The organism is Rothia mucilaginosa (assembly GCF_964211445.1).
Lineage (GTDB): Bacteria > Actinomycetota > Actinomycetes > Actinomycetales > Micrococcaceae > Rothia > Rothia mucilaginosa_E.
In genome coordinates, this window is record NZ_CAXOQT010000002.1 from 40,836 (window position 1) to 65,005 (window position 24,170).

Annotated in this window: 20 protein-coding genes, 1 pseudogene and 1 CRISPR repeat array (1 of these 22 only partly in view); of the genes and pseudogenes, 8 read left to right on the plus strand and 13 right to left on the minus strand. The window is 56.3% G+C overall.

The genetic code is table 11. The annotated features are described in order from the left end of the window. Positions 1 to 62: 62 nt before the first annotated feature. The 12 genes and pseudogenes from AB8E48_RS00760 to AB8E48_RS00815 form a co-directional block, all read right to left on the minus strand. Complete coding sequence (locus tag AB8E48_RS00760; RefSeq protein ID WP_368885428.1) at positions 63 to 587, minus strand: Rieske (2Fe-2S) protein; 525 nt, start codon at positions 585 to 587, stop codon at positions 63 to 65. Positions 588 to 762: 175 nt separating this feature from the next. Continuing rightward, positions 763 to 2,028, minus strand: a complete 1,266-nt coding sequence (locus AB8E48_RS00765; protein ID WP_313969071.1) for an HRDC domain-containing protein — start codon at positions 2,026 to 2,028, stop codon at positions 763 to 765. Between the two features lie 257 nt (positions 2,029 to 2,285). After that, positions 2,286 to 2,750 (minus strand): peptide-methionine (R)-S-oxide reductase MsrB, encoded by a 465-nt coding sequence (msrB, locus tag AB8E48_RS00770; RefSeq protein WP_368885472.1) that lies wholly within the window; start codon positions 2,748 to 2,750, stop codon positions 2,286 to 2,288. An 87-nt stretch (positions 2,751 to 2,837) separates the two neighbouring features. Next, a complete protein-coding gene (gene ybaK, locus AB8E48_RS00775) occupies positions 2,838 to 3,338 on the minus strand; it encodes a Cys-tRNA(Pro) deacylase (protein ID WP_368885429.1) in 501 nt (166 codons plus the stop codon). A 136-nt stretch (positions 3,339 to 3,474) separates the two neighbouring features. Continuing rightward, positions 3,475 to 3,873, minus strand: coding sequence for a DUF6318 family protein (locus AB8E48_RS00780; RefSeq protein ID WP_368885430.1), 399 nt, complete (start codon positions 3,871 to 3,873; stop codon positions 3,475 to 3,477). 417 nt (positions 3,874 to 4,290) lie between these two features. Next, a complete protein-coding gene (locus tag AB8E48_RS00785; RefSeq protein WP_368885431.1) occupies positions 4,291 to 5,025 on the minus strand; it encodes a DUF6318 family protein in 735 nt (244 codons plus the stop codon). Positions 5,026 to 5,073: 48 nt separating this feature from the next. Next, a pseudogene (locus AB8E48_RS00790) lies at positions 5,074 to 5,493 on the minus strand (DUF6318 family protein); the annotation flags it as partial. Further along, positions 5,463 to 5,789, minus strand: coding sequence for a hypothetical protein (locus tag AB8E48_RS00795; protein ID WP_368885432.1), 327 nt, complete (start codon positions 5,787 to 5,789; stop codon positions 5,463 to 5,465). The gene AB8E48_RS00795 and the pseudogene AB8E48_RS00790, both read right to left, overlap by 31 nt. A 95-nt stretch (positions 5,790 to 5,884) precedes the next feature. Beyond that, the gene (locus AB8E48_RS00800) at positions 5,885 to 6,610 is read right to left on the minus strand and encodes a DUF6318 family protein (protein WP_368885433.1); all 726 of its coding nucleotides are present in this window, start codon (positions 6,608 to 6,610) and stop codon (positions 5,885 to 5,887) included. Positions 6,611 to 6,644: 34 nt separating this feature from the next. Continuing rightward, a complete protein-coding gene (locus AB8E48_RS00805) occupies positions 6,645 to 7,367 on the minus strand; it encodes a DUF6318 family protein (protein WP_368885434.1) in 723 nt (240 codons plus the stop codon). Between the two features lie 186 nt (positions 7,368 to 7,553). Next, complete coding sequence (locus AB8E48_RS00810) at positions 7,554 to 8,222, minus strand: hypothetical protein (RefSeq protein ID WP_368885435.1); 669 nt, start codon at positions 8,220 to 8,222, stop codon at positions 7,554 to 7,556. 544 nt (positions 8,223 to 8,766) lie between these two features. Beyond that, positions 8,767 to 9,474 (minus strand): DUF6318 family protein, encoded by a 708-nt coding sequence (locus AB8E48_RS00815; protein WP_368885436.1) that lies wholly within the window; start codon positions 9,472 to 9,474, stop codon positions 8,767 to 8,769. Between the two features lie 732 nt (positions 9,475 to 10,206). On the opposite strand from AB8E48_RS00815, the gene zapE reads away from it, so the two are divergent. Then, the gene (zapE, locus tag AB8E48_RS00820) at positions 10,207 to 11,256 is read left to right on the plus strand and encodes a cell division protein ZapE (RefSeq protein ID WP_368885437.1); all 1,050 of its coding nucleotides are present in this window, start codon (positions 10,207 to 10,209) and stop codon (positions 11,254 to 11,256) included. 139 nt (positions 11,257 to 11,395) lie between these two features. On the opposite strand, the gene cas3 is transcribed toward zapE, so the two are convergent. Next, complete coding sequence (gene cas3, locus AB8E48_RS00825) at positions 11,396 to 14,512, minus strand: CRISPR-associated helicase Cas3' (RefSeq protein ID WP_368885438.1); 3,117 nt, start codon at positions 14,510 to 14,512, stop codon at positions 11,396 to 11,398. A 377-nt stretch (positions 14,513 to 14,889) separates the two neighbouring features. Here cas3 and casA point away from each other — a divergent pair, with 377 nt between their 5' ends. The 7 genes from casA to cas2e all read left to right on the plus strand — a co-directional run bounded on the left by casA (position 14,890) and on the right by cas2e (position 21,150). Next, positions 14,890 to 16,575: a type I-E CRISPR-associated protein Cse1/CasA gene (gene casA / locus AB8E48_RS00830; protein ID WP_368885439.1), complete on the plus strand. Its 1,686-nt coding sequence runs from the start codon at positions 14,890 to 14,892 to the stop codon at positions 16,573 to 16,575. After that, positions 16,568 to 17,182 carry a type I-E CRISPR-associated protein Cse2/CasB gene (casB, locus tag AB8E48_RS00835; protein ID WP_368885440.1) on the plus strand — a complete coding sequence of 205 codons (615 nt, stop codon included), beginning with the start codon at positions 16,568 to 16,570 and terminating at the stop codon, positions 17,180 to 17,182. Before casA ends, casB begins: the two co-directional genes overlap by 8 nt. Positions 17,183 to 17,210: 28 nt before the next feature. Further along, positions 17,211 to 18,332, plus strand: a complete 1,122-nt coding sequence (cas7e, locus tag AB8E48_RS00840; protein ID WP_313987843.1) for a type I-E CRISPR-associated protein Cas7/Cse4/CasC — start codon at positions 17,211 to 17,213, stop codon at positions 18,330 to 18,332. Further along, complete coding sequence (gene cas5e, locus AB8E48_RS00845) at positions 18,332 to 19,084, plus strand: type I-E CRISPR-associated protein Cas5/CasD (protein ID WP_368885441.1); 753 nt, start codon at positions 18,332 to 18,334, stop codon at positions 19,082 to 19,084. Before cas7e ends, cas5e begins: the two co-directional genes overlap by 1 nt. Further along, positions 19,081 to 19,761, plus strand: coding sequence for a type I-E CRISPR-associated protein Cas6/Cse3/CasE (cas6e, locus tag AB8E48_RS00850; protein WP_368885442.1), 681 nt, complete (start codon positions 19,081 to 19,083; stop codon positions 19,759 to 19,761). Before cas5e ends, cas6e begins: the two co-directional genes overlap by 4 nt. A 112-nt stretch (positions 19,762 to 19,873) precedes the next feature. Continuing rightward, positions 19,874 to 20,815, plus strand: a complete 942-nt coding sequence (cas1e, locus tag AB8E48_RS00855; RefSeq protein ID WP_049361774.1) for a type I-E CRISPR-associated endonuclease Cas1e — start codon at positions 19,874 to 19,876, stop codon at positions 20,813 to 20,815. Continuing rightward, positions 20,812 to 21,150, plus strand: a complete 339-nt coding sequence (gene cas2e / locus AB8E48_RS00860) for a type I-E CRISPR-associated endoribonuclease Cas2e (protein WP_368885443.1) — start codon at positions 20,812 to 20,814, stop codon at positions 21,148 to 21,150. The genes cas1e and cas2e overlap by 4 nt, the downstream gene beginning before the upstream one ends. A gap of 94 nt (positions 21,151 to 21,244) precedes the next feature. Beyond that, positions 21,245 to 24,170: direct repeats of the CRISPR family, unit length 29 nt; unit sequence ATGTTCCCCGCGCGAGCGGGGATGAGCCG; it runs 215 nt beyond the window's last position.

A 24,170-nucleotide genomic window follows, 5' to 3' on the forward strand; every position in this document is an offset into this window, starting at 1 on the left:
AGCCCCGCCCATCAATCGTGATGGGCGGGGCTTTGCCGTATGTAGGTTCTGAGCCGCCGGTTTTAGGAGTTGCCGGTGCCGCTCACGAAAATCTTGCCGCCCTTCACCTGCACCGGGTAGCTGGTCAGTGCCTCCTCCGCGGGGCCGTGCACGACCGAACCGTCAGCCACTGCGTACTCGGAACCGTGGCAGGGACACACGATGCGGTTAGAATCCTGCACCTGCACCTGGCAACCCTGGTGGGTGCAGACGGTGCTGAACGCCTTGTATTCGCCCGCGGACGGCTGGGACACAATCACGGTCGTGGATCCGTGCGTCAGACGTGCCGCCTTACCCACGCCCACTGCGGAGGCAGAACCCACCTCAACGGTGCCTTCGGGCGCGGTGACAGCGCCGTCACCTTCAGCGCAGGAGGCAAGCAACGCACCGGATGCAACAGCACCGGTGATGAGGGTGGCGCGGCGGGAGAAGACGCGAGTAGAAGATTCAGTTTCTGCGGTATCGACTGCGGTGTCGACGGCTGCAGATTCAGTAGCGGGGGAGGCGCACGCCTCCTGAGAGCGGCAGCATCCGTTGGGTGCGGGCATGATGGTTCCTTTCATGTACTCTCTCCACCCTATGCCGGTTTGGGATAAAAATCGAATGAGAGCAGGCTAAGCTTTGTTCCCGCCTGCACCCGTGAAGAGAATAGAAATGCCGGTCGGGCGGTCGCATCAGCAACACACCCAACCGGCACACACGTCTATTCAGCGTTAGAGAAAACTACCCCAAGTGGCGGGCAAAAATCGGCGCAATCACGGGGGCAACCAGGCCCGTCTGCCAGGGGCGTGCACCGTACTCGGCGAGTGCATCCCGCAGGGTCTGCTCGTCGAAACGAGCCGGCGGCTCCCAGCAGAGGCGGCGAACATAATCGGTCGTGATCAGGTTCTGCGCCGGAATGGTCAGCTCCTCCGAGAGCTCATCAATCGCCTGACGAACCTCGGTGAACAACGCCAAATTCTCGGGGCGCTTAGACTCCCACGCCTTCAACGGCGGCGGGGCAGTCGACGGCAACGTGAACGGTACGGCGTTCTCGCCACGTGCCGCCGCGGCAATCGCACGCACCCAGCGCGGACCCTCACGACGCAAACCACGCGTCTGAAAACCGGGGATTGCCATGATAGCGGGCACATTACGCGGCATGGTGCGTGCCGCCTCCACAATCGCAGAATCGGGCAGCAGACGCTTCGCGTCAACATCCTTCTTACGCGCCAGCGAATCACGCTCAAGCCACAGGTTACGCAGCGCCGTCAGCTGCTTGACCGAACGCAGCATCGTGCGGCCCTTCGTCTTACGCCAACGCTCCGGCTGATCCGTAGGATCCTTCACCGGGGACTTACACAGGTACTCGAACTCCTCCAGGGCGTACTGCAACTTACCCTGCTTGCGGAGCAGCTCCTCCAACGCGTCACGCAAATCAATGAGCACGTCAACGTCCAGCAGCGCATAGTTCAGCCACGACTCCGGCAGGGGGCGGCGCGACCAGTCTTCCTTCGAGTGCTTCTTCGCCAGCTTATAGCCGAGCAACTCCTCAACGGTCGCACCCAGATTCACGCGCTCCAGACCGGCAAGACGCGCACCCAGCTCCGTATCAAACAGGCGGTTCGGGCGCATACCGAGCATATCCAAGCTCGGGAAATCCTGAATTGCGGCGTGAATAACCCACTCAGCATCCGCCAGAGCATCGTTAATAATGCGCAAATCCTTAAACGCCTCAGGATCAATCAGATACAGCTGATCTTCACGCTTAAGCTGCACCAAAAAAGCACGCGAACCATAACGGATGCCCTGAGCGCGCTCCGTATCAACAGCCACCGGGCCAGACGCCGCCGCCAACTGCTCAGCGGCACGACGCAGACCACTCTCCGTATTGATAAGGGTCGGAATCGGTGCGGAAGGGGTCTCCAGAGGAACAACATCCGGAACTTCGATACCGTTAAGGGTCAGCTGAGGGGTGCCTGCGGCATTCTGTTCAGCTGCGGTACTCATGCACTCAATCCTTTTCCTCTGTCTGATTCGACGCGCCCATACGATGCGCCAGATGCCTGGGTAGGCGTACGCCCGAGCAAATACAAGCCCGGGCAAACACAAGCCCGAACAAACACGAGCCCGGGCGGGGTGGCGTGCCCGCGAAGGCACTACGCCATTCTACCCGCCCGAGCTTAAAGCCTCGAATTTAGAGAGACTCACAATAAGGGGTTTACCCGCGTGCCCGCGAGGGGGCTTGCCGGGGTTTATTCGGCGGCTTACGCCTCGTCAGCCGGGGCATCACCAGGCTGTGCTTCACCAGCCGGTGCCTCACTAGCCGGAGTCAGCGTCAGGCACACCGAATTAATGCAATACCGCAAATCCGTGGGAGTCGGGTAGCCCTCACCCTCAAATACGTGACCCAGGTGCGAATCGCAGGCGGCGCAACGCACCTCCACACGGCGCATACCGAAGGTCGTGTCCTCCAGGTAGCGCACACGGTCCTCAGCCAGCGGCGCGAAAAACGACGGCCAACCGCAATGCGAATCGAACTTCTGATCGGAACGGAACAGCTCCGTACCGCAGGCACGACACGAATACACACCCTCCGTGTGAGTGTTCCAGTACTCGCCCGTGAACGCGCGCTCAGTGCCGCCCTCACGCAGAACAGCGTACTCTTCAGGCTTGAGCACTTCACGCCAGTTCTTGGCGATAGCACCCACGCCGGGTAGCGAATTGCCCATCATGACTCCTTTAGCTTGCTCTCTTACCCAGGCTCCTACGCCATATGTAACGCCGCGACCGGGCGGATTATTCCCGCTGAGCGTGCACTACGCGCGGATGTTAGCGTACTTGCCGTTGGTGAGCTTCAGCAGGTCGTCCGGGGCGAGCTCAACATCCAGGCCTCGCTTACCGCCGGAGACCATGATCGTGTCAAAAAGCTGCGCGGACTCATCGAGCAGGGTGGGGGAGGGGGTCTTCTGACCCAGCGGAGAAATACCGCCCACCACGTAGCCGGTGCGGCGCTCAGCGACCTTCGGATCGCACATGGAGGCGCTCTTCCAGCCCAGGGCAGCGGCGGCAGCCTTAATGTTCAACTTGCCAGACACCGGCACGATCGCGACCGCGAAATCCTTCTCGTGCACGATCAGCAGGGTCTTGAACACCTGCTCCTCGGAGGCGCCGAGGTTCTTCGCGGCCTCTTCACCGAAGGAAGTGACGCCCTCAACGTGCTCGTATTCGCGCATCTGGAAGGGGGTGTTCGTCTCGGTCAGCAGTGCTACGGCGGCGGTTGCTGCGCCGCTCTTCTTACCTTTAGTTTTCTTAGCCATACAACCATTTTACGGAAGACGCCATGCGCCGATACCTATGCGCCGATACCTATGCGCCGAGAAGCCACATGTGTTTCGAAAAGCAACAACAATGGTGGCTTCTCGAAACACATGTGGCTTTTCAACGGTTATGGGGCTATTTTAGTAGCCCTTTTTCCTTCAGTTGCTCTTGAGAAAGCGAGCCAACAATAGTCCAAAATCCATCCGAATATTTGAGAATGTAAGCGCCGTTATCGTCCCCTTCGGCCGTATTTTTGTCTTCGGTGTATGACCCGTCGGGTTCAACATACATTACGAATTCCCAAACGTGTTCCAGCATGAGAGTGTATTCTTTAGTTTTTTCATCATAGATAAACTGACCATCGAGCTGATATTTGTCGAGACCATTAATAATCCATCCGCCGCGCTTATAAAGACGCTCGACATATCCGTAGAACTTTTCTTCATCAGTTCCCGGTTTCACATATGCTTTGGCGTATTCGCAATCACCGGTCTGGACCGCATAGTTGTGGGCTATGGTCCAGTCGTTGATCATGTTGAGAGCACCCTCCTGAGTTTCGGGGTATTGTTTCCGGCTCGGGGGGCTTGGGCACATTCTGGGCAGGACCGTAACCATCAGCTTTACGGTATTCGCCGTCGGGTGCCTTGGACTGACCGGAGTAGCCGCGGATAATAGACGGGGTGGCGCTTGCCGTAGGCGACTCAGATGCCGATACAGAAGCCGAAGCCGTTTCGCTCGGTGCCGCGGTTGCGGTGGCTGCCGCCTCATTAGTAGCTTGCTGGCCACACGCCGCGAGTAGGGTACCAAGGCCCACAAATGCGCCGCCGCTCAACATTGCGCGGCGGGTCAAAATAACGGAAGTCATAGAAGAGTAAATCCTTATATCGGTGTGGTGTGTGAATAGGGGGGCTGGTTAGAAACCGGAAGACTTAACCATTCGTACAAGTAAAACTACTGAATGATTCCTTGCTTGCGGAGCTCTTCATTAGAGCGGTACTCAGACAAATACCAGTAACCATCCATGTATCGGTAACGGAACATGAAAGTTTCGTTTTCATTTCCGGTATTGGTCCGTTTACGCATTTTTCCATTCGGATGAATGTACAGTCCGTAAGTCCACAAGCGCCGGGTGAGAACCCAATACTCTTTGGCTTCTTCGTCATACATCAGGTCGCTTTCGGCCTGGTACTCCGAGGTTCCTTCGATAACCCAGCCGCCGCCTTTGTAGAGCTTCTCGATATAATCCAAGAACTCAGTGTCTTCTTTAAAAGTTTCCAGCATGTACGGCCTCACGTATTGCATATCCCCCGTCTGAATGCCGTAGTTGCGGGCTTTGATCCAGTCACGCATCATCTCGCGGAGACCAGCAAAGGTTTCAGGATACTGTTGCGGCTTAGCATTAGGGAGAGGAACGTTCTGTGCAGGACCATATTCATCTGCCTTGCGGTATTCCCCGTCGGGCGCCTTCGAGCCACCAGAGTAGCCGCGGGTAATGACCGGGCTAGGGGTGGCACTCGCCGAAGGCGACTCAGATGCCGAGGCGGTTTCAGTCGGCGCAGCGGTCGAAGACGCCGAAGCACTAGCTTCGTTAGCAGCCTGCTGACCGCACGCCGCAAGCAGGGCACCCAGGCCCGCAAGTGCGCCGCCGCTCAACATTGCGCGGCGAGTAAAAAGAGTGGAAGTCATGGAAATACATTCCTTGTATCGGTGTGGTGTGTGAAAGGTGAATACTGCTTAGACGTTCAATTCTTCGAAGTCTAGAATTGACCACTTTTGGCCGTCATGTTTCATTTTGACTTTGAGAGTGTCGTTAGTTTTATCCTCGTTATCCCAAGCAGTCCATTTACCGTCTGGTTCAACGTGGATTTCCTGATTCCAGTTGCGGTACATTTTCCAGAAATATGTTTCGCCGTCTTCGGACCAAGGCGACACATCAGCTGTAAAATTTTCGATACCGTCAATAACCCATCCGCCGCGCTTATATAGTTTTTCGATGCTTTCGTAGGCTTCTAATTCGGAGCTGAAACTAGGTGAGATGAATTCTCGTGCCTTTGCATAATCTCCAGTTTGGATACCGTAGTTTCCCCACTGAGCCCATGCATCAAGCGTTTTACGCATGCCTTCTACAGATTTTTCGTTGTAGCCTTCTTCGGGGAGGCTGGGCTTCGGTACGTTTTGTGCGTTGCCGTACTTATCGGCTTTTCGGTATTCACCGTCGGGTGCCTTGGACTGACCGGAGTAGCGCGGATAGTGGACGGGGTAGCGTTCGCCGAAGGTGACTCAGATGCCGCTACAGGGGCCGAAGCTGATTCGCTCGGTGCAGCGGTCGATGATGCCGAGGCGCTCGCCTCATTGGCAGCCTGCTGGTCGCACGCCGCGAGCAGGGTACCGAGCCCCAGCAGCGCGCCGCCGCTCAGCATTGCGCGGCGGGTAAGAAAAACGGAAGTCATGGAAGTGTATTCCTTATATATATCGGTGTGGTGTGTAAAAAATATAGCTAGATGAAAACCGGGGCTACCAAAATGAATAGGGGAGTTAGCAGTTTTTAGCTATTTGCAGGAAGATCTTCACTTGCAATAATCTTCCAAAACCCATCACTGTAACGGTAAACAAAGATAAAGGCATCATCGCTCGTGTCTTTATTCATCGCATCGTATCCTGTTCCATCGGGCTCAAAATACAACACGGTTGTCCAGACTCGACGAGTTTTTACCCTATATTCCTTAGACTCTTGGTTATAGAACAGGTCCCCCTCTTTCTGATAAGAGTCCAAGCCCTCAATTACCCAGCCGCCGCGCTGGTAGAGAGCCTCAATGTACTCGTAGAACTTGTACTCCTCTGTGTCTTCTGAGACATACTTTTTGGCATATGAGCAGTCGCCGGTCTGAATACCGTAGTTATGAGCAACATCCCAGTCTTGCATCATCTTTGCAAGGCCTTCTTCAGTTTCGGGATACTGAGCGGGTTCATTACGCGGCTTGGGTACGTTTTGGGCAGGACCGTAGCCGTCCGCCTTTCGGTACTCGCCATCGGGGGCTTTAGAATTGCCTGAATACCCACGAGTTACAACAGGCTTCGGGGTAGTTGAGGCCGAAGCGGACACAGACTCAGATACTACAGTCGAGGCGGTTTCGCTTGGTGCGGCGGTCGAGGACGCCGAGACGCTCGCCTCGTTATTTGCCTGCTGGCTACACGCTGCGAGCAGGGTACCAATACCCAACATTGCGCTGCCGCTCAACATCGCGCGGCGGGTAAGAATAACGGAAGTCATGGAAGTGTATTCCTTATATCGGTGAAGGTAATTTTTAGCTGGCTTTGTTGATTTTCTTCAAACCAGTTATGAGCCAACGGTCATCTGTATATGTGCAGGAAAGTTCCCAGGAATTATTGTCTATTTCGCGGTTTTCTCGGGTTTCCCAACTACCGTCAGGATGAACGTACATAACGAAATTCCACTTGCGGTAAACCTTCCAAAGGTAAGTGTGATCGTCTACCTTCTGAGGGTTTTCTCCTGATACAAACTCATTATGGCCGTCTATAATCCAGCCACCCTTTTGGTAGAGGCCGCTCATCTCATCGTAGAAACTTACTTCCGACTTTAGGGACGGCGCTATGTATTGTCGGACCTCAGCGAAATCTCCAGTTTCTACCGCATAGTTGCGCCAATTTGCCCAGGCACGAATCGTCTTCTCCAAACCGGAAATCGACTTTTCTCGATACCCCTCTTCGGGTGCTGCAGGCTTGGGCATGTTCTGTGCGGGGCCCTTCGAATCTGCAGGACGATACTCACCATCAGGAGCTTTGGACCTGCCAGAGTATCCGCGGACAGTGGATGGGGTAGCACTTGCCGAAGGTGACTCAGAAGCCGCAGCCGTAGCCGATGCAGTCTCACTCGGTGCTACGGCCGATGATGCCGATGCGCTCGCTTCGTTAGAAGCCTGCTGGCCACAGGCAGTAAGCAGGGTACCTAGACCCATGAGAGTGCCGCCGCTCAGCATCGCGCGGCGGGTAATAAAAACGGAAGTCATGGAAACGTATTCCTCGTATCGGCGTGGTGTGTGAATAGGGGGCTGGTTAGAAACCGGAAGAGTAACCAGCCGCAAGGAAGAACCCGATAGTCGAGAAGCCACATGTGTTTCGAAAAGCCATAAACAAAGTGGCTTCTCGGCGAACATGTGGCTTCTCAACGTAAGACCCACGGCAGGGGAGCAGCCCTACATGTCGGGCCAGTCTCGGTGCAACGAATACTCCGTATCCCCGTCGCCGCTGTCGTCCAGGTGCCAACGCTGGCCTGTGCGGATATCAGCCTTACGCAACCTGGGGTTCGGATTATCCTTCTTACCCATGGTGGGATCATTCTTGCAGCCCCAACGAGTGTCGTCATAGCTGCAGTCACCTGCCACGCGACCCACGTCGGTCCACCACACACGAATCAGCAGCGGGTCACTGGTCGCCTGCGGGGTCACCTCCATCATCTGCCACGGGCCACCATCCACACGGAAGCGAGCCGTGTAGTGCACGGTCGCATACGCATGGAAGTTACCCGAACGTTGGTAGGCGTAACTGGTATCCGTCTGCCTCGGACGTTCACGAGGGTAGGTGGTGACCGGTTTACCCGCGGTGTAATGGGTCGCCTGGTCGCCGTTGCCGTACTCGATGACGTACGAGGAGGGCATGAGTTCAATTTCGACGTGTCCTGCGAGCATGTCTGCTTCGAGGCGGTAGGGGCCTCCGTCGTCGACGTAGAAGTTGACCTGGTCGCCCTTGTAGACGTTGGGGTCGCCTTCTGCTCGGCCGGTGCCTGCGGGATTGTTGTAGGACTGGTGGAGGGTCGGCTTGCCCGGTTCTAGGGATTGGGCTGCTTCAATGATTTGCGCCATCATTTGTTCCCAGGTGGGGCCCTTGTTTGCTTCGGATTTAGTGTCCTGAACAGCCTTAATATCTGAGGCAATGCAGCTCTCGCTACTGGGCCTTTTATAGGTTGGGAGACCCCGGTCTACTGTGCCGTATCCCTCTTCGGTGTAGAGGTTGATGATTTTGTAGGTTCCAACTCGGCCATCTTTGGTGACGCAGTATTGGACGTTGGGGTTGGTTTTTGAATAGTAGACCGTGAATCCGTTTGCGTTACTAGTTTTTTCCCACTCGTGGACTTGGGTTGCGTTAGATAGTTTCTCATAGGTTTCGAGAACGCTAGCGGAACCTGATAAATCTACGCCGGATCCCTCTAGGGAATTGTTGGCGGTGGAGGACTCAACAGGCGATATAAAAATATTTGCGCAGACAGTTGCAGAATTTGGGTTTGAGCTTACACATTCTGCATAGGAAGAAAATGAAGCTTCTTGAGCTAAGGCCAAATTTCCTGGTATGCAAAGTAGTAATGCCGGAAGAATTGCTGAGAATTTTTTGTTTTTCATTCTAGCCCTAGCTTCACTTAACCTTTGTGGTTGCTTCTACAAGCCAGCGCTCGCCATTATGACGCAACTTGATATCCCACATATTGTCCTCAAGATTACGGTTTTCCTTGCTCTCCCAACTACCATCAGGCTGAACATAAATAGCAACAGTCCACTCACGATAAGCACGCCAAATATACGTCTCCCCATCCTCAGACCACGGCGCACCATTAGCCTTCAAATGAGCTAGACCATCAATTACCCAGCCGCCCTTTTTATACAGATCCTCAACCTTCTTATTGAAGTTGCGCTCGACCTCAAACGTGGGACTAACAAAAGCGTCAGCACCTGAATAATCCCCCGTCTGAATCGCATAATTCTTATAGTTCATCCACGCACGAATCGTCTTCTCCAAGCCAGCAACAGACTTCTCACGGTAGCCCTCCTCGGGTGCCGCAGGCTTCGGGACATTCTGCGCAGGACCCTTTGAGTCTGCCTTACGGTATTCCCCGTCGGGTGCCTTCGAACCACCGGAATAGCCGCGAACAGTAGACGGGGTTGCGCTCGCCGAAGGCGACTCAGATGCCGCCGCAGACGCCGAAGCCGACTCGCTCGGTGCGGCGGAGGCGGTGGCTGCCGCCTCGTTATTTGCCTGCTGGCCACAGGCCGCAAGCAGGGCGCCAAGGCCCACAAGTGCGCCGCTGCCCAGCAGGGTGCGGCGGTTGAAAATGGTCGAATCCATAGAAGATGCGCTCCTATCGTCGGTGATGGTGTGTTGTTTAGTTACTAGTCGGGCTGGTTTTATGGGTTGTACCTGACCTCCGGAAGAAAAACAGCCCCGTAGTTCGCCCAGCAAACGCATCAATGCGCCGCGGAACACTACAGTTACCACCCTACCGCATGTTTGCAGCCGTTTGCATTCTTTTGGGTACTACAGCGACGAAACATCACCATACGAACACCTCAATGCTTTATGCATCAAATAATTACCTGCACGCAAAGAATTTACACATAATGGTGAGTGTTCCCTGACAAAAGAATTCCCACAGCAGACCAGGGGAGAGAATCGCAGACCAAAAGAATGAGCAACAATCTATGGGAGTAGACAGCGGGGCAGAGGAATAGCCGATAGGTTAAGGGAACAGTCGATAGGTTAGTGCCTTCACAACGGGTTTAAAACCCACGGCGAAGACACTAACCTATCGAACGCAGCAACTGCCCAAGAGCGCCCACCCAAGACAGACCCAGCCGGTGTACACCACCTCAGCCTCCGCGCCCGAACCACCCTCAATCACCACCTCCGCACCCGAACGCCTCCGCACCCGTATCCCCGCACAGCACCCAACACGCCCACACCCCACTCCCGCCCCATGCCCGCAATGTGGCGGGCAACTCATGCGGCTCACGCGGGGTGTTAGACAGTACTACACTTAAAACGAAAGTCACGACGCCGTCACTGAAGAAAAGAGTTTCTGTGCCCACCACGACCGTACACTTGACCGACCGTATCCCTCGCGTTTCTGCTGATGAGTTGCTGGCGGGTTTCCGCCCGTCTGAGCGTTTTGGTGAAGTGTCTTTTGATAGCTATATTCCTGATCCGAATCAGCCGTCGCAGGCTGAGGCTGTGCAGAAGCTGAAGGATTTTGGCGACAAGATTAATGGTGGCGGCGCTGGTGCCGGTTTCTTTGGTCGCCTGTTTGGTGGCAAGAAGAAGGATTCGACGAAGGCTGGCCTGTACCTTGACGGCGGTTTTGGTGTGGGTAAGACTCACTTGTTGGCGTCGTTGTGGCATTATGTGGATGGCCCGAAGGCGTTCGGTACTTTTGTGGAGTACACGAACCTGGTGGGTGCGTTGACGTTCCGTAAGACGGTTGAGGCGTTGAGCAGCTATAAGCTGGTGTGTATTGATGAGTTTGAGCTGGATGATCCGGGTGATACTGTGCTCATGTCTCGTCTGATGCGTGAGCTGGCGGATGCTGGCGTGAAGCTTGTGGCGACGTCGAATACGCTGCCTGGTGCGCTGGGTGAGGGCCGTTTTGCGGCTGAGGATTTTAAGCGTGAGATTCAGGTGCTTGCTTCGCAGTTTGAGGTGCACCGTGTGGATGGTGAGGATTTCCGTCACCGTGGCCTGCCTGCCGCACCGGAGCCTGTGGCAGACGCCGAGTTTGATGCGAAGGTTGAGGAAGTGTTCGGCGGCAAGACTGTTGGCGTCGATAACTTCGCTGACCTGGTGGAGCACCTGGCGAAGGTGCACCCGTCGCGTTACCGTCAGCTGATTGATGGTCTGGATGGTATTGCGTGGCGTGATGTTCACCCGATTACTGAGCAGTCGGTGGCGCTGCGTTTTGTGGTGTTGGCTGACCGCCTGTATGACAAGGACCTGCCGATTGTTTCTTCGGGTGTGCCTTTTGACAAGGTGTTTACTGAGGAGATGCTGGCTGGTGGTTATCAGAAGAAGTATTTCCGTGCGGTGTCTCGTTTGACTGCGTTGGCTCGTGAGGGCATGCTCGGCGAGTCTGAGTAGCCACCGCCTGGCGCTGCGAAACCCTGCATGGTGAATTGCACAGCGTGAATCGCGCCGAAAAGTTTATACAGTAAAGACCCCCACCGGATGCTCCACGAGAGAATCCGGCGGGGTCTTTGTTTGTCTTGGCTAGTCTTCGCTAGTCTTCGTTATCAAGCTTGAAGCTCTGCAGCCCTAGCTTGGTGGTGTATACCAGCTCGTAATCGCAGAGCCTATATGAGTACACGCCTGCTTCGACCTCTTCGAAGGGTAGGATGAGCTGCCCCTCCAGCATGAATGACTTCTGCCAGTTCTCGATGCGTTCCTTTTCTAGCTGGTCGAGTGCAGCGTCGAAGCGGAGCTTCCTGCCTTTGATGCGGTTCTTGGGCGCATCTGAGTATTGGTAGGGGAGTCGAATCGATGAAGCCGCAAGTTGCATGCTCTGCCAATAACTCGGCGGTTCGTCGGCTGAAGCGTCAAAGCGGAGAGAATCAGCATCGTCTGTGCCGTTGATGGAAGGCAATAGTCGGTAGCTTTTAATCGCGCTCTTGGGATTGCCCGGTTGGTTCCGTTCCACAATGATTGCGATAACTTCCAGGGATGCGTCGGTGTCGCGAACCTTTGCCTCGCCGATTTGCTCGTCAGAGAATCGCCGGTCGTTGGAATGGAGAAGACTCTTCATGCAGTCCGCCATGGTGTACTGTGTACGCTGAGGTGCACAGAGCAGATAGCCTTCAGCACGAATCTTGGCTTGGTCCTTACCTTTCTCGCATTCCTGCTTGGCGTTCTCGTAGACTTCTGACCATGCATTCGGAATCTCACCAGATGCATTTTCCTGGTAGGTCTTCTGCACCAGCGGACTGATGTCCGCAGGAATTCGAATCGGTTCACCGTCGAAGTGGGGGAGTAGCTGCGCGTAGCTGCTGAGCAGAATCATCGGCTCGTAGACTGCCTTAGATCCACGCGGGAAGTCAGGTGCCTCAACGTGCGAGCCGAAAGTTTCAACTCCTCGTACGTAGCACACGGGTTTGCGGTATGCGGGGGTGCGTTCTGAACTGCTGCGGCTATCGTGACGGTGTAGGCGTCCCATGCGCTGAAGCACCAGGTCGACCGGCGCGAAGTCGGTAATCATCACATCAAAGTCCAGGTCAAGTGACTGTTCGATGACCTGAGTGCCCACCACGATGAGGCGGTGCGGGCGCGAGGAATCCTCCCCGTCAGCTTCGCTGTAGTGCGCCTTCTTGCCGAGCTTTGAGACAAGAAGTTCTTCTTGCTCGGCGCGGTGCGTGGCGGTAAAGCGAGAGTGCGTGAGGATAACATGCTCTTCACCGAACCGCTCGCTCAGGAACGCATGCATTTCCTGAGCTCGCCCAACGGTGTTGCAGATGACTGCGGCGCATCCGTGGTCGTTAGCGAGCGGTTCGAGTACGTTCAGGACGCTTTTGGGGCTGTCGTCAATGAGTTTCAGCTCGATTTCGGTTTGCTCTACGGGCTGTTCAACCTTCCATTTCTTAGGTGTTCCGTTGTCTTCGGCGGTGAGCGTGTGAATGACGGGGTAATCCAGATCGAGGGGAGTAATATTTTGAGAGCTTTCCTGCGGTGCAGATAAGTTAGCGTTTAAATCCAAGAATCGGTTACGTTTTGGGGCAGATGTACTTTTTTTCCTGACTTTCAATCCTTCAGCGTAGTTCTTCATTAGATCATCACGAGTATCTGACGGTAGGGTTGCCGACATGAGAATGACGGGCGCATTCATCTGACCTAGCCAGTAGAGCGCAGCGGAAAGGTACTCGCTCATATACGCATCGTAAGCGTGCACCTCATCAATGATGATGACCTTGGATGCAAGCCCAAGGTATCGGAGCATCACATGCCGTGCTTGCAGAGCGGTCATGAGAACCTGGTCGATGGTGCACACAACGAAGCTGGAGAGAAGTCCCTTCTTGGTGCCGCTGAGCCAGCTGTGCCGCGCGAGAGACGTTCCAGGACGCAGCGTTTTTCGATTGTTTTCTTGCCCGGGGGTAGAGGATTCGTCGAAAATATCTGCCTTGGAGAGCGCCTCGTAGGACTTGTTGAAGCGGTTCTTGGAGTGGCCCAGGAACATGGAATGCGGTTCAAGAGGTCCGCCGTGTTCTTGCGCCACATTGTTTGTCTGGTATTCCACCCATTCGATAACACGGTCAAAGAGGGCGTTGGAGGTCGCCTGGGTCGGAGCAGCAAAGGCTACACCGGTGCGACCGGTCGCCTGCGCAAGGAACTCGGCAGCGATGAGGCCAGCTTCGGTTTTACCTTGACCCATGGGCGCTTCGATGCACATCATGCCGCCGCTTTGCATGGAGCGTGCCGCTTCGACTACGACTTCCTGCATGGGGCGTAGGGTCGGGTTGCTCCACCCAAAACGGGATGCATAGAGATTAGCAGCGGGAGTGTCTGGGTTGGTATCCAACGCAGCAATCCAACGCTGTTCAAGCCCGAGCGCCTGCCAGCCAATGCGTGCCCGCTGTTCCTGCTCCGCTGAGCCGAAGGTTCCCATGGGGAAGAAATCAGGGTTTGAAGCAATCCAGTCTGACATGATGACGAAACCGGTAATGCAGAACTGCACGGAGACGGGGAGAGCCTGTCCGTGCTGCGCTAGTTGCTGTAGTGCCGAGGATGCGCCAAAACGTTTCAGGGTAATGTTGTAGAGCTCCTGCCAGGTGGCATGCCACCTGGGGGAGAGGCGCTCCAAAATAACGTTGCTCAGTTCAGTGGATGTAGGCATGTAGTCTGCGGGTGTGCCGTGGTGTGCACCGGAGATACTAGCGAGAGTTTCAGCAACTTCACGGGGCATGCCCTCAATATTGTTGGTGAGCAGGTAGATGAGGATGCTCTGGCTGTACTTGCTGTGGGGACACCGCAAGCCGCTAGTAGGAGTGACAAGGTCTTCGGGGAACTCAAAGTCCTGCTGTTCGATACGCTGACGGTACACAGCGAGGTTTTCGTCGCGTCGTGCATCGAGCTGCCCGGAGAATTCGGGGGTTGCCTTGCCCATGTCGTGGGTGGCGGTGAGCCAGGATACGAGTGCGCGCGTATCTTCCATGGAGAGATGGAGGTGCTCACTGAATCGCTTCTGTAGACCGGGGGCGAGCCACGTATCCCAGAGTCGGGCGGCGACAGCGCCGGCGTCGAACATGTGCTGAACGAGGGAGAGGCCGCGGGTGGGGGAGTCCTTATCTCCTGTTTTTGCCCAGAATGATGCCGTTTCAGGTGTTGAAAGATGCTCAGGGGCGGGTGCCATGATTCTCCTTAGACGGTAGACTAGTGCGTGCCTCGCTACGGTGCGAGGCGTATGTTCCCCGAAGCAGACGGGGATGAGCCAGTATTTATAAAATTGGTTGATGTGGTCCCTGCGTGAGCGGGGATTCTGCTTCTATTGCTTCCTCTTCCACTCTACACCTTAAAAATATTAAAGGTATTAATAAATATTGTTAGATTGCCTTGACTTAACCTTCATGGTGCTCCTATAGTGGAACTATCAAGCCGACGGAGGCTCACCAAGAGCCTCCTGACAAGGCTAAACCGCTGGTCTCCTCCTATTGTGGACCAGAAACAATTTTTATGACTGCTCATTCGTCACACGACAGTGAGCTGATTTCGATGATGAAAGGAGTGAGAATGGCTAGCTTGGAAGAACCCCGCTTCAACCTTGTTGATGAAGCATGGATCCCGGTTCGACTGAAAACGGGCGAGGTTGCTGAGCTGTCACTCCATGATTTCTTCAAGCGGTTGTATGAGATTGACCGAATTCAAACGGATAATCCGCTAACCGATGTTGCAATCTTGGGCGTTGCACTCGTTATCTTTGCGCGCGCCACTTTTCTTAGCGAAGGTGTTAAGAGCTGTGGCGGCGCGGCTCCCTGGATTCGCCAGATGCGTGAGCCCGATGCCGATAATCTGACTGCTGTTCTGGGATACCTTGAAATTTTCAAGAACCATTTCTGGCTGGTAGGCGGTGACCGTCCCTTTATGCAGGTGCATGATCTGCATACGGCTAAGGGAGACACGAAACCCGTTAGCCGCTTGCTTTTGGACTCGGAAAGTGAGTACTTCTCGGTTCGCGCTGAAAAGACCTTGGACTCTCTGAGCTTTGCTGAGGCTGCACGCTACCTGCTGACGATTCAAGCCTGGGACTACTCGGGTATTAAATCTGGTGCGGTAGGCGACCCCCGTGTTAAGGGCGGTAAGGGCTATCCTCTGGGCGTGGGCTGGTATGGCACGACTGGCAAGGTGATTGTTCACGGCGCCAACATGATGGAAACTCTGCTGTACAGCCTTGACTACGAGCAGCTGACTGATGATGAGTCGTTTGCGCTTGACCTCCCGGTATGGGAGCGCGCTGAGCCTGATACCGCAGCACCGCGTGCTTACACTGGTGGTCCTGCGGCTCAGTATAAGGATCAGCCGGTGCCCGCGAGCGGTATGTGCGAGATTCTAACCTGGCAGTCACGTCGTATCCGTCTGCATCATGATGGCGAACGCGTAACTTCGGTTCTTGTTGCTAATGGTGACAAATGGTTTGACCGTAATACCTATACTGACCCTCTGACGGGTTATCGCTACAGCAAGAATCAGTCCTCGAAGACTGAACAGGTGTGGATGCCTCAGGCTCATTCGGCTGAACGTACCTTGTGGCGTGGCGCTGATGCTCTGCTGACTCGTCTTACCCCGGAATCTGAGAAACAGAATAAGCCTGCTCCTGTGATTCGTCAGCTGGGTTCGGGAAGGTACTTCCCGACTGATGCAGAGGTGCAGGTTCAGCTGGTAGGCGTTGAGTACGGTAACCAGAGTGCCGTGATTGAGAACATTATTTCTGACTCGATGACCCTTGAGCTTTCTCTGCTGACTGATGAAGGCGTGAGCGCCTCCCAGATGGTGCGTGAAAATATTCAGGCAACCATGGATGCGGCAATTGCACTGGGACAGTTTGCGGGTAATTTGTTGCGTGCCGCAGGTCGAGAATATGAATTCCGCGCAGACGCTACCGAAGCCGTGCTTAACCGTATGGAAGAGTCTTTCCGTCTCTGGCTTGCAGACCAGGGGTCGGCAGACGACATCTCCACTAAGAAGGAAGAATGGCAGCGTCTGGTACGTACCGCCATTCAGCACGAAGCGAACATCCTTATCGATAGTGCAGGGCCCAAGGCTATGCTCGGTTTCTTCGGTAAGGATCTTTCCGGAAACGAAGTTCTTTACAGCGTTGCTCACGCAGAACGACAGCTCCATGCGCGTCTGCGTAAAATCATCCCTTTGGCTTATCAAGCCTCCACCTCTCACTCACCTCAGGAGGACACGAATGAGTGACCGTACTGCGCAGAATGACCTGCAGCAGTTTATTGCTGCAAAGGTGATGCGCCTTTACCACCAGAAGAGTAGCGGCGTTTCGTCTGCTACTGCACAGCTGGCGAAGCTTCGCCGTGGAACGGGCGAGCCGCCGTTGGCTCATCCCGAGCTTTGGGGATTCGTTCTGGAGAAGGAAGACGGTACTGAAGGTATCCCCGAAGAGTACCGCGGTAAGGGGGACCAGCCGAGTAACGCGGAGAACGCAGCGTACACTGCTTTGACTCTTTTTGCTCTGCACCAGCAGGCGCAGAATCAGCCTATGCATGTTGCCGGTGTTTCTTTCGGCCAGGCAGTCGGTCGCTTGGTCAGTCAGACTACCCCTTCAGTGAAGAAGCGTTTTGATTCTCTGCTGACTGCTCAGACGGAGAACGCTCGCCAGCATTACCTGCGCAGCCTGATTACTCTTCTCCGTTCCGAAGGTATTGCGTTTGACTACGGTCGATTCGCGGCGGACTATATGTACCTTCTGAACCCCACGACGCGTCAGAAGGTTCTGTACCGCTGGAACCGCGACTTCTCCTACGGCATCGTTCCTGTTCGCGCTGCTGCGAACAAAACCACTAATTAACTATCACTCCTGAAAGAAGGAAAACATCATGACTACTTTCGTCGATATCCACGCCCTGCAGACCCTGCCCCCGTCGAACATTAACCGTGACGACACTGGCAGCCCTAAGTCCGCTTTCTTTGGCGGCGTTCAGCGCCAGCGCGTTTCCAGCCAGGCCTGGAAGTCCGTTATTCGCCGCGATTTTGAATCGCACCTTGACCGTTCGAAGCTGGGCGTACGCACCCGCTTGGTTGCTGACAAGGTAGTGGCGCGCATCCTGGACCTTGCACCTGAGTTTGATGCTGATCAGGCTGAGAAGGCTGTCGTTGAGGCATTCAAGGCGGCAAAGATTAAGCTGGAGAAGCCGAAGAAGAAGGAAGACGAAGAAGCAGGCCGTGCTGTTTCTGGCTACTTGATTCTGCTGAGCAACCAGCAGATTGATAAGCTGGCGCAGGCAATTATTGATGCTAACGGTGAGAAGCTCGTTGCTAAGGATGTTAAGGAAATCCTCGACACCAACCACAGCGTTGATATTGCTCTCTTCGGTCGTATGCTGGCAGAAGCCGCTGACTTCAATGTTGACGCCGCGTGCCAGGTAGCACACGCCCTGAGCGTTCACGGCTCTGAACCCGATTTCGATTACTACACCGCGGTAGATGACGTCGTTCGTTCTTCTGATGACGCAACCGGCGCAGGCATGATTGGCACCGTTGAGATGGCGGCAAGCACCTTCTACCGCTACGCCAACATCAACCTGGATGCACTGAACACTAACCTGGGTGATGCTTCTGCAAGCGTCGAGGCAACCCTGGCGTTTGTCCGTTCCTTCATCAACTCCATGCCTACCGGTAAGCAGAATTCTTTTGCTGCGCGTACCCTGCCTGACGCGGTTATCGTGACCGTTCGCAACGACCGCCCCATCTCCTACGTGAACGCCTTCGAGAAGGCTATTACCGAGGTTGAAGGCCGCCGCGTGGCTGCAGCTCGTGCGCTCGCATCTGAGGCTAAGAACATTGAGGAAGCGTACGGTTACGAGCCGGTTGTATCGTATGTTCTGGCTTTGGGCGACCTCAAGGAAGAACTGGCTGGTCTGGGCGAGTCTGTTTCTCTGAAGGGCCTGCTGGATTCCCTGGAAGCTCAGCTGACTGCTCTCACCTCTCAGGAGTCCTAATGCCTACCCTGCTCTTGAAGATGAGCGGGCCGTTGCAGTCATGGGGTACTCAGAGCCGTTTCCGTCGCCGTGATGCTGGTCATGAGCCGAGCAAGTCTGGCGTGATTGGAATGGTCGCTGCAGCCCTGGGGCGCTCGCGTAACGAGCCGGTTGACGATTTGGTTTCGTTGAAGTTCGCGGTGCGTACAGATGCCCCGGGTACCCTGATTCGTGACTATCAGACCGCTAAGAATTGGGCTAAGAACCCGAATGGTGCGGCTTCTCTTTCGACCCGCATGTACCTTTCGGATGCTGTTTTTGTGGTGGCTCTGGAAGGTGAACGTGAACAGTTGGAGACTATCGAGTCTGCGCTGAAGAAGCCCGTATATCCTCTGTATCTTGGGCGGCGCGCATGCCCGGCTGGTTACGACCTTGTCATGGGTATTCGTGATGAGTCTGCTGAGGAGACTCTGCGTTCCTTGGAGTGGCAGGTGCCTGAGTACCGTCGCAAGGACTTTCCGAGCCCGGTTGCGTTGCGTATCCTGCGTGATGCGTTGCCTGGTGAGCGTGGCGATTTGGTGCGGGATATTCCGGTGAGCTTCAGCTCGGAGCATCGGCAGTATGCTTCGCGTGAGGTTGTGCCGGTTGAGCCTGTCCTCGTAAATGCCAAGGACGATCAGCTTGCACAGAACGGGGAGGAAGGGGCTTCCGCGAAGAGCTCTTCTGTCCAGGATTCTGAACCTGATTATATGAAGGCGGTGATGGAAGCATGACGTATTTTTCTCGTTTCATGATTAATCCGCAGCGTCGTGGCGCGTGGAAGTTGTTGCGTAGCCCGCAGGCGATGCATGCAGCCGTGATGGCGACTTTGCCGCCGGATACGGACTATTCTGAGGGTCGCATCCTGTGGCGTTTGGACGAGTCTCAGCATGCTCCGATTTTGTACATGTTGAGCCCTGAGAAGCCTGATTTTTCCGCTCTTGTGGAGCAGGCTGGTTGGCAGACTCGCCCTGGTGAGAGCGCTCATTATGGTCGTCTGCTGGCGAAGCTGGAGAACGGGCAGGAGTGGGCTTTCCGTCTTGCCGTGAACCCGGTGAAGCGTCACACGAATAAGCAGACGGGGAAGCGTGAAGTGTACCCGCACGTGACTGTTGCGCAGCAGCAGGCGTGGATTCGTGAGCGCGCGCCGCAGTGGGGGTTTGAAGTAATTCCCGCGGTTGAGGGTCAGGATATTGAGGAGTGCCCGATGGTTTCTTCTCGTCAGGACCTCGCGTTTGCCCGCCGCAATGCTGAGGGTAAGGTCGGTAAAGTGACTCACCGTAAGGCTCAGTTTGATGGTGCTCTTCGCATCACTAATGTTGAGCTGTTCCGTCAGTCTCTGCTCTCCGGTATGGGTAGGGGCAAGGCGTACGGTATGGGCCTTCTGACCTTGGCGCCCCTGTCCCGCTAGGTAACGCGGGTGAAGGGCGGGGGACTGTCCTGCGTGATGGTACCCCGCCCTTTCTTTATTCACTCATACTTTTGTGCCGACGCTGGCACGCTGATGTTCATAGGAGAAGATCATGCAGGGGGCTGTTCCTCCGAGCTCGTCTGAGCTGTTTCGTAGTTCTGACCGTTTGAGTTTTGTGTATGTGGAGCATGCGACGATTTCCCGTGCGGATAGCGCGGTGACGTTTGTGAAGGAAGAGGGCGTGGTTCATTGCCCTGCTGCGAGCTTGAGCGCTTTGTTGCTGGGGCCGGGTACTCGTATTACTCATCAGGCGATGGCTTTGTTGGGGGAGTGCGGTACTACGGTGGTGTGGGTTGGTGAGCAGGGTGTTCGTTATTATGCGAGCGGTAAGTCTGTGGCGCGTTCTTCGCGTCTGTTGATTGCTCAGGCGAAGTTGGTATCGAATACGCGGAGCCGTTTGGCTGTGGCACGCATGATGTATCAGTGGCGCTTTCCTGGTGAGGACACGAGCGAGCTGACGATGCAGCAGCTGCGTGGTAGGGAGGGCGCTAGGGTGCGTTCTGTGTATAGGCAGTGGTCTGAGCGGACTGGTGTTCCGTGGGAGCGCCGCGAGTATGATCCGAATAATTTTGGTGATGGGTCACCGATTAATCAAGCGTTGTCGGCTGCTCATGCTGCGTTGTATGGGATTGTTCATGCGGCGATTGTGTCTCTGGGGTGTGCGCCTGGGCTGGGTTTTGTGCATACGGGTCATGCTTCTTCTTTTGTGTATGACGTTGCTGATTTGTATAAGGCTGAGGTTACGATTCCTGCTGCGTTTGAGGTGGTTGCTGGCTATACGGAGGGCATGGATATTGGGTCTGTGACGCGTAGGGCGGTGCGTGACCGGATCCGTTCTGAGAAGGTGATGGAGCGGGTTGTGCGGGATATTCAGCGTCTTCTGCTGTCTGAGGAGGTTCCTGAGGAGATGCTTGATAGTACTGAGATGCTTTTGTGGGATGAGTACACGGGAGGCACTACGGCGCGTGCGAACTTCTCTGGAGACGAGTCATGATTGTGATTGTGTTGTCTGCTTGTCCGGTGAGTCTTCGTGGTGATTTGACGAAGTGGCTTTTGGAGATTAATCCTGGCGTGTTTGTGGGTCGTGTGAGTGCCAGGATTCGTGAGAAGTTGTGGGCGCGCGTGTTGGAGGCGGGTGGTACTGGTCGGGCGACGATGGTGTTTCCGGCGGATAATGAGCAGCGGCTTGAGTTCCGGGTGAATAATGCGGATTGGGAGCCTGTCGATTTTGAGGGTGTGAAGCTGATTTATCGTCCGGTGGTTCGTAAAACGGCGCCGAAATCTGGGTGGAGTAAGGCGAGTAAGTATCGCCGTGCTCGTCGTGGTTAGGAGCTGCTGTTTATCGTGTATTCTGGATGCAGGCTCTGGCTCCAAAGTGATTCTATTTTGCTGATGTAGGGGGTAAATCCCCATGTCAACAAGTATGTTCCCCGCGCGAGCGGGGATGAGCCGGTAAAAGATGCACTACAAAACATTCATACCCGATGTTCCCCGCGCGAGCGGGGATGAGCCGCTGAGGTTGCAACAGATGGTGAAGATGCAGTCATGTTCCCCGCGCGAGCGGGGATGAGCCGCTTTTAGCTGGACTCGACACAATGGCCCGGTAATGTTCCCCGCGCGAGCGGGGATGAGCCGTAGCGCACCAATCGGAAGTGGTGCGCTACTTTATGTTCCCCGCGCGAGCGGGGATGAGCCGGTCTAGCGACAGGCCGGCGGCGGCGAGCGCGCATGTTCCCCGCGCGAGCGGGGATGAGCCGGGCGGCAAGTACGAGCCGGCGGGTATCGTCCAATGTTCCCCGCGCGAGCGGGGATGAGCCGCGCCGGAGGGCGAGCGCGGGCCACTGAAATACATGTTCCCCGCGCGAGCGGGGATGAGCCTGGGGTGCCCCACTCTCCAGAGCGGGTCTTACGATGTTCCCCGCGCGAGCGGGGATGAGCCGAGGTAGCAGCGACCGACGCCCTCCTTGGGCATATGTTCCCCGCGCGAGCGGGGATGAGCCGGCGGCACTTACCGGCAAGAATGGCTAAAGCAAATGTTCCCCGCGCGAGCGGGGATGAGCCGAGACCCGCACCATCACGCCACTGGATGGTCGCATGTTCCCCGCGCGAGCGGGGATGAGCCGCATAATCATCATTGCGCTTGACTAGGTATGTTATGTTCCCCGCGCGAGCGGGGATGAGCCGGAAACCGATAATGACCGAGAAGACCCCTAAGAATGTTCCCCGCGCGAGCGGGGATGAGCCGAGCGGCCTAGGCGGTAAATTCGGTGAGGATTTATGTTCCCCGCGCGAGCGGGGATGAGCCGGAAGCAGAGGCGGCGACCGGCGGCCTGGGCAAATGTTCCCCGCGCGAGCGGGGATGAGCCGGTTATAGAGCGTGGCGAGAAGCTTAAGAAGGGATGTTCCCCGCGCGAGCGGGGATGAGCCGCCCCTAGAGGAGATTGACGTCGATACCGCTCTATGTTCCCCGCGCGAGCGGGGATGAGCCGAAGCGCTTAGAGATGCTGACCGCGTTGATGGTATGTTCCCCGCGCGAGCGGGGATGAGCCGGCGGCACGCACCGTATAAAAATCTAGAGGGAGATGTTCCCCGCGCGAGCGGGGATGAGCCGCTACTCGCCAACCTCACAGAAAGGTTTACTGAATGTTCCCCGCGCGAGCGGGGATGAGCCTGACCATGTTGCAGCACTCGTAGAGATCAAGACATGTTCCCCGCGCGAGCGGGGATGAGCCGGTAGACAAGTCCCGCGCGGCACGTGCATACGCATGTTCCCCGCGCGAGCGGGGATGAGCCGTGCGAGCGCCCAAGACCACGCAAGCATGGTAGATGTTCCCCGCGCGAGCGGGGATGAGCCGCTGTAACTGTCAGGTTTGAGCCGATTGTGGCGATGTTCCCCGCGCGAGCGGGGATGAGCCGACTGACGGAAAGACCATCGGTCATGGTGCCCGATGTTCCCCGCGCGAGCGGGGATGAGCCAACCACCGCCATGATGTTGGAACTCTTGTCGGAATGTTCCCCGCGCGAGCGGGGATGAGCCGGAGCTGGGTTATGTCAATGAAGACGGTCTCAAATGTTCCCCGCGCGAGCGGGGATGAGCCGATTCACCGGGACGTTGCGGTTAGTAAGCGACGATGTTCCCCGCGCGAGCGGGGATGAGCCGACCACCACCATTTTTGAGGTCATCAAGGGGCTATGTTCCCCGCGCGAGCGGGGATGAGCCAGGTTCGCCACCTGGGCGACCCTGTACTAGACGATGTTCCCCGCGCGAGCGGGGATGAGCCGGAGACACACCACAATGGCAACCCCCCGTAAGAATGTTCCCCGCGCGAGCGGGGATGAGCCGCTGGATGAGTCGCTTATTGGTCTCGTCGAGCTATGTTCCCCGCGCGAGCGGGGATGAGCCGGCGGCATGTCTGGCTTCGTTCACGGAACCACGATGTTCCCCGCGCGAGCGGGGATGAGCCGGAACACAATTCGCGGTCTGCTCCCTGACGGGCATGTTCCCCGCGCGAGCGGGGATGAGCCACCCAGGATAGGCGTACGCGGCGGGATAGGTTAATGTTCCCCGCGCGAGCGGGGATGAGCCGCCGAGAGTGTTCCTGAAACTTTCGAGAAAACCATGTTCCCCGCGCGAGCGGGGATGAGCCGAGTTGCGCGTTTGCGGCCTCAGCTTCAAGGATATGTTCCCCGCGCGAGCGGGGATGAGCCGGCAACGGCACCAATCAAGAGAACCTTTCGGGGATGTTCCCCGCGCGAGCGGGGATGAGCCGTCCTTAGGGGAGTGCGTGATTTTCCACTCGCCATGTTCCCCGCGCGAGCGGGGATGAGCCGGCCCGCCGCCTAGCTGAGGTAACCGAGGCTCAATGTTCCCCGCGCGAGCGGGGATGAGCCGCCAACCCGCAGCCCACGCACCGGCAGCAGAGCATGTTCCCCGCGCGAGCGGGGATGAGCCGGACGCAGCGTCACCATTCCCGCCACCGCATCCATGTTCCCCGCGCGAGCGGGGATGAGCCGAACCCCGGCCGCTGGGTAGAAGAGTTCCAGAAATGTTCCCCGCGCGAGCGGGGATGAGCCGACGGTGACCGCAATTATCAAGGGCGACTGGAGATGTTCCCCGCGCGAGCGGGGATGAGCCGGAAGGTGGCCATGAGCACCCGACAGATTGGCGATGTTCCCCGCGCAAGCAGGGATGAGCCGAGCAAGAACACCGATACCGCCTGCAATAGCCGATGTTCCCCGCGCGAGCGGGGATGAGCCGGCGTCGGGGCTTCCGTCTGCCTTGTGACCCTGATGCTCCCCGTGCGAGCGGGGATGAGCCTGAGGGACGAAGCGTGCGTGCGGTGTCGTTT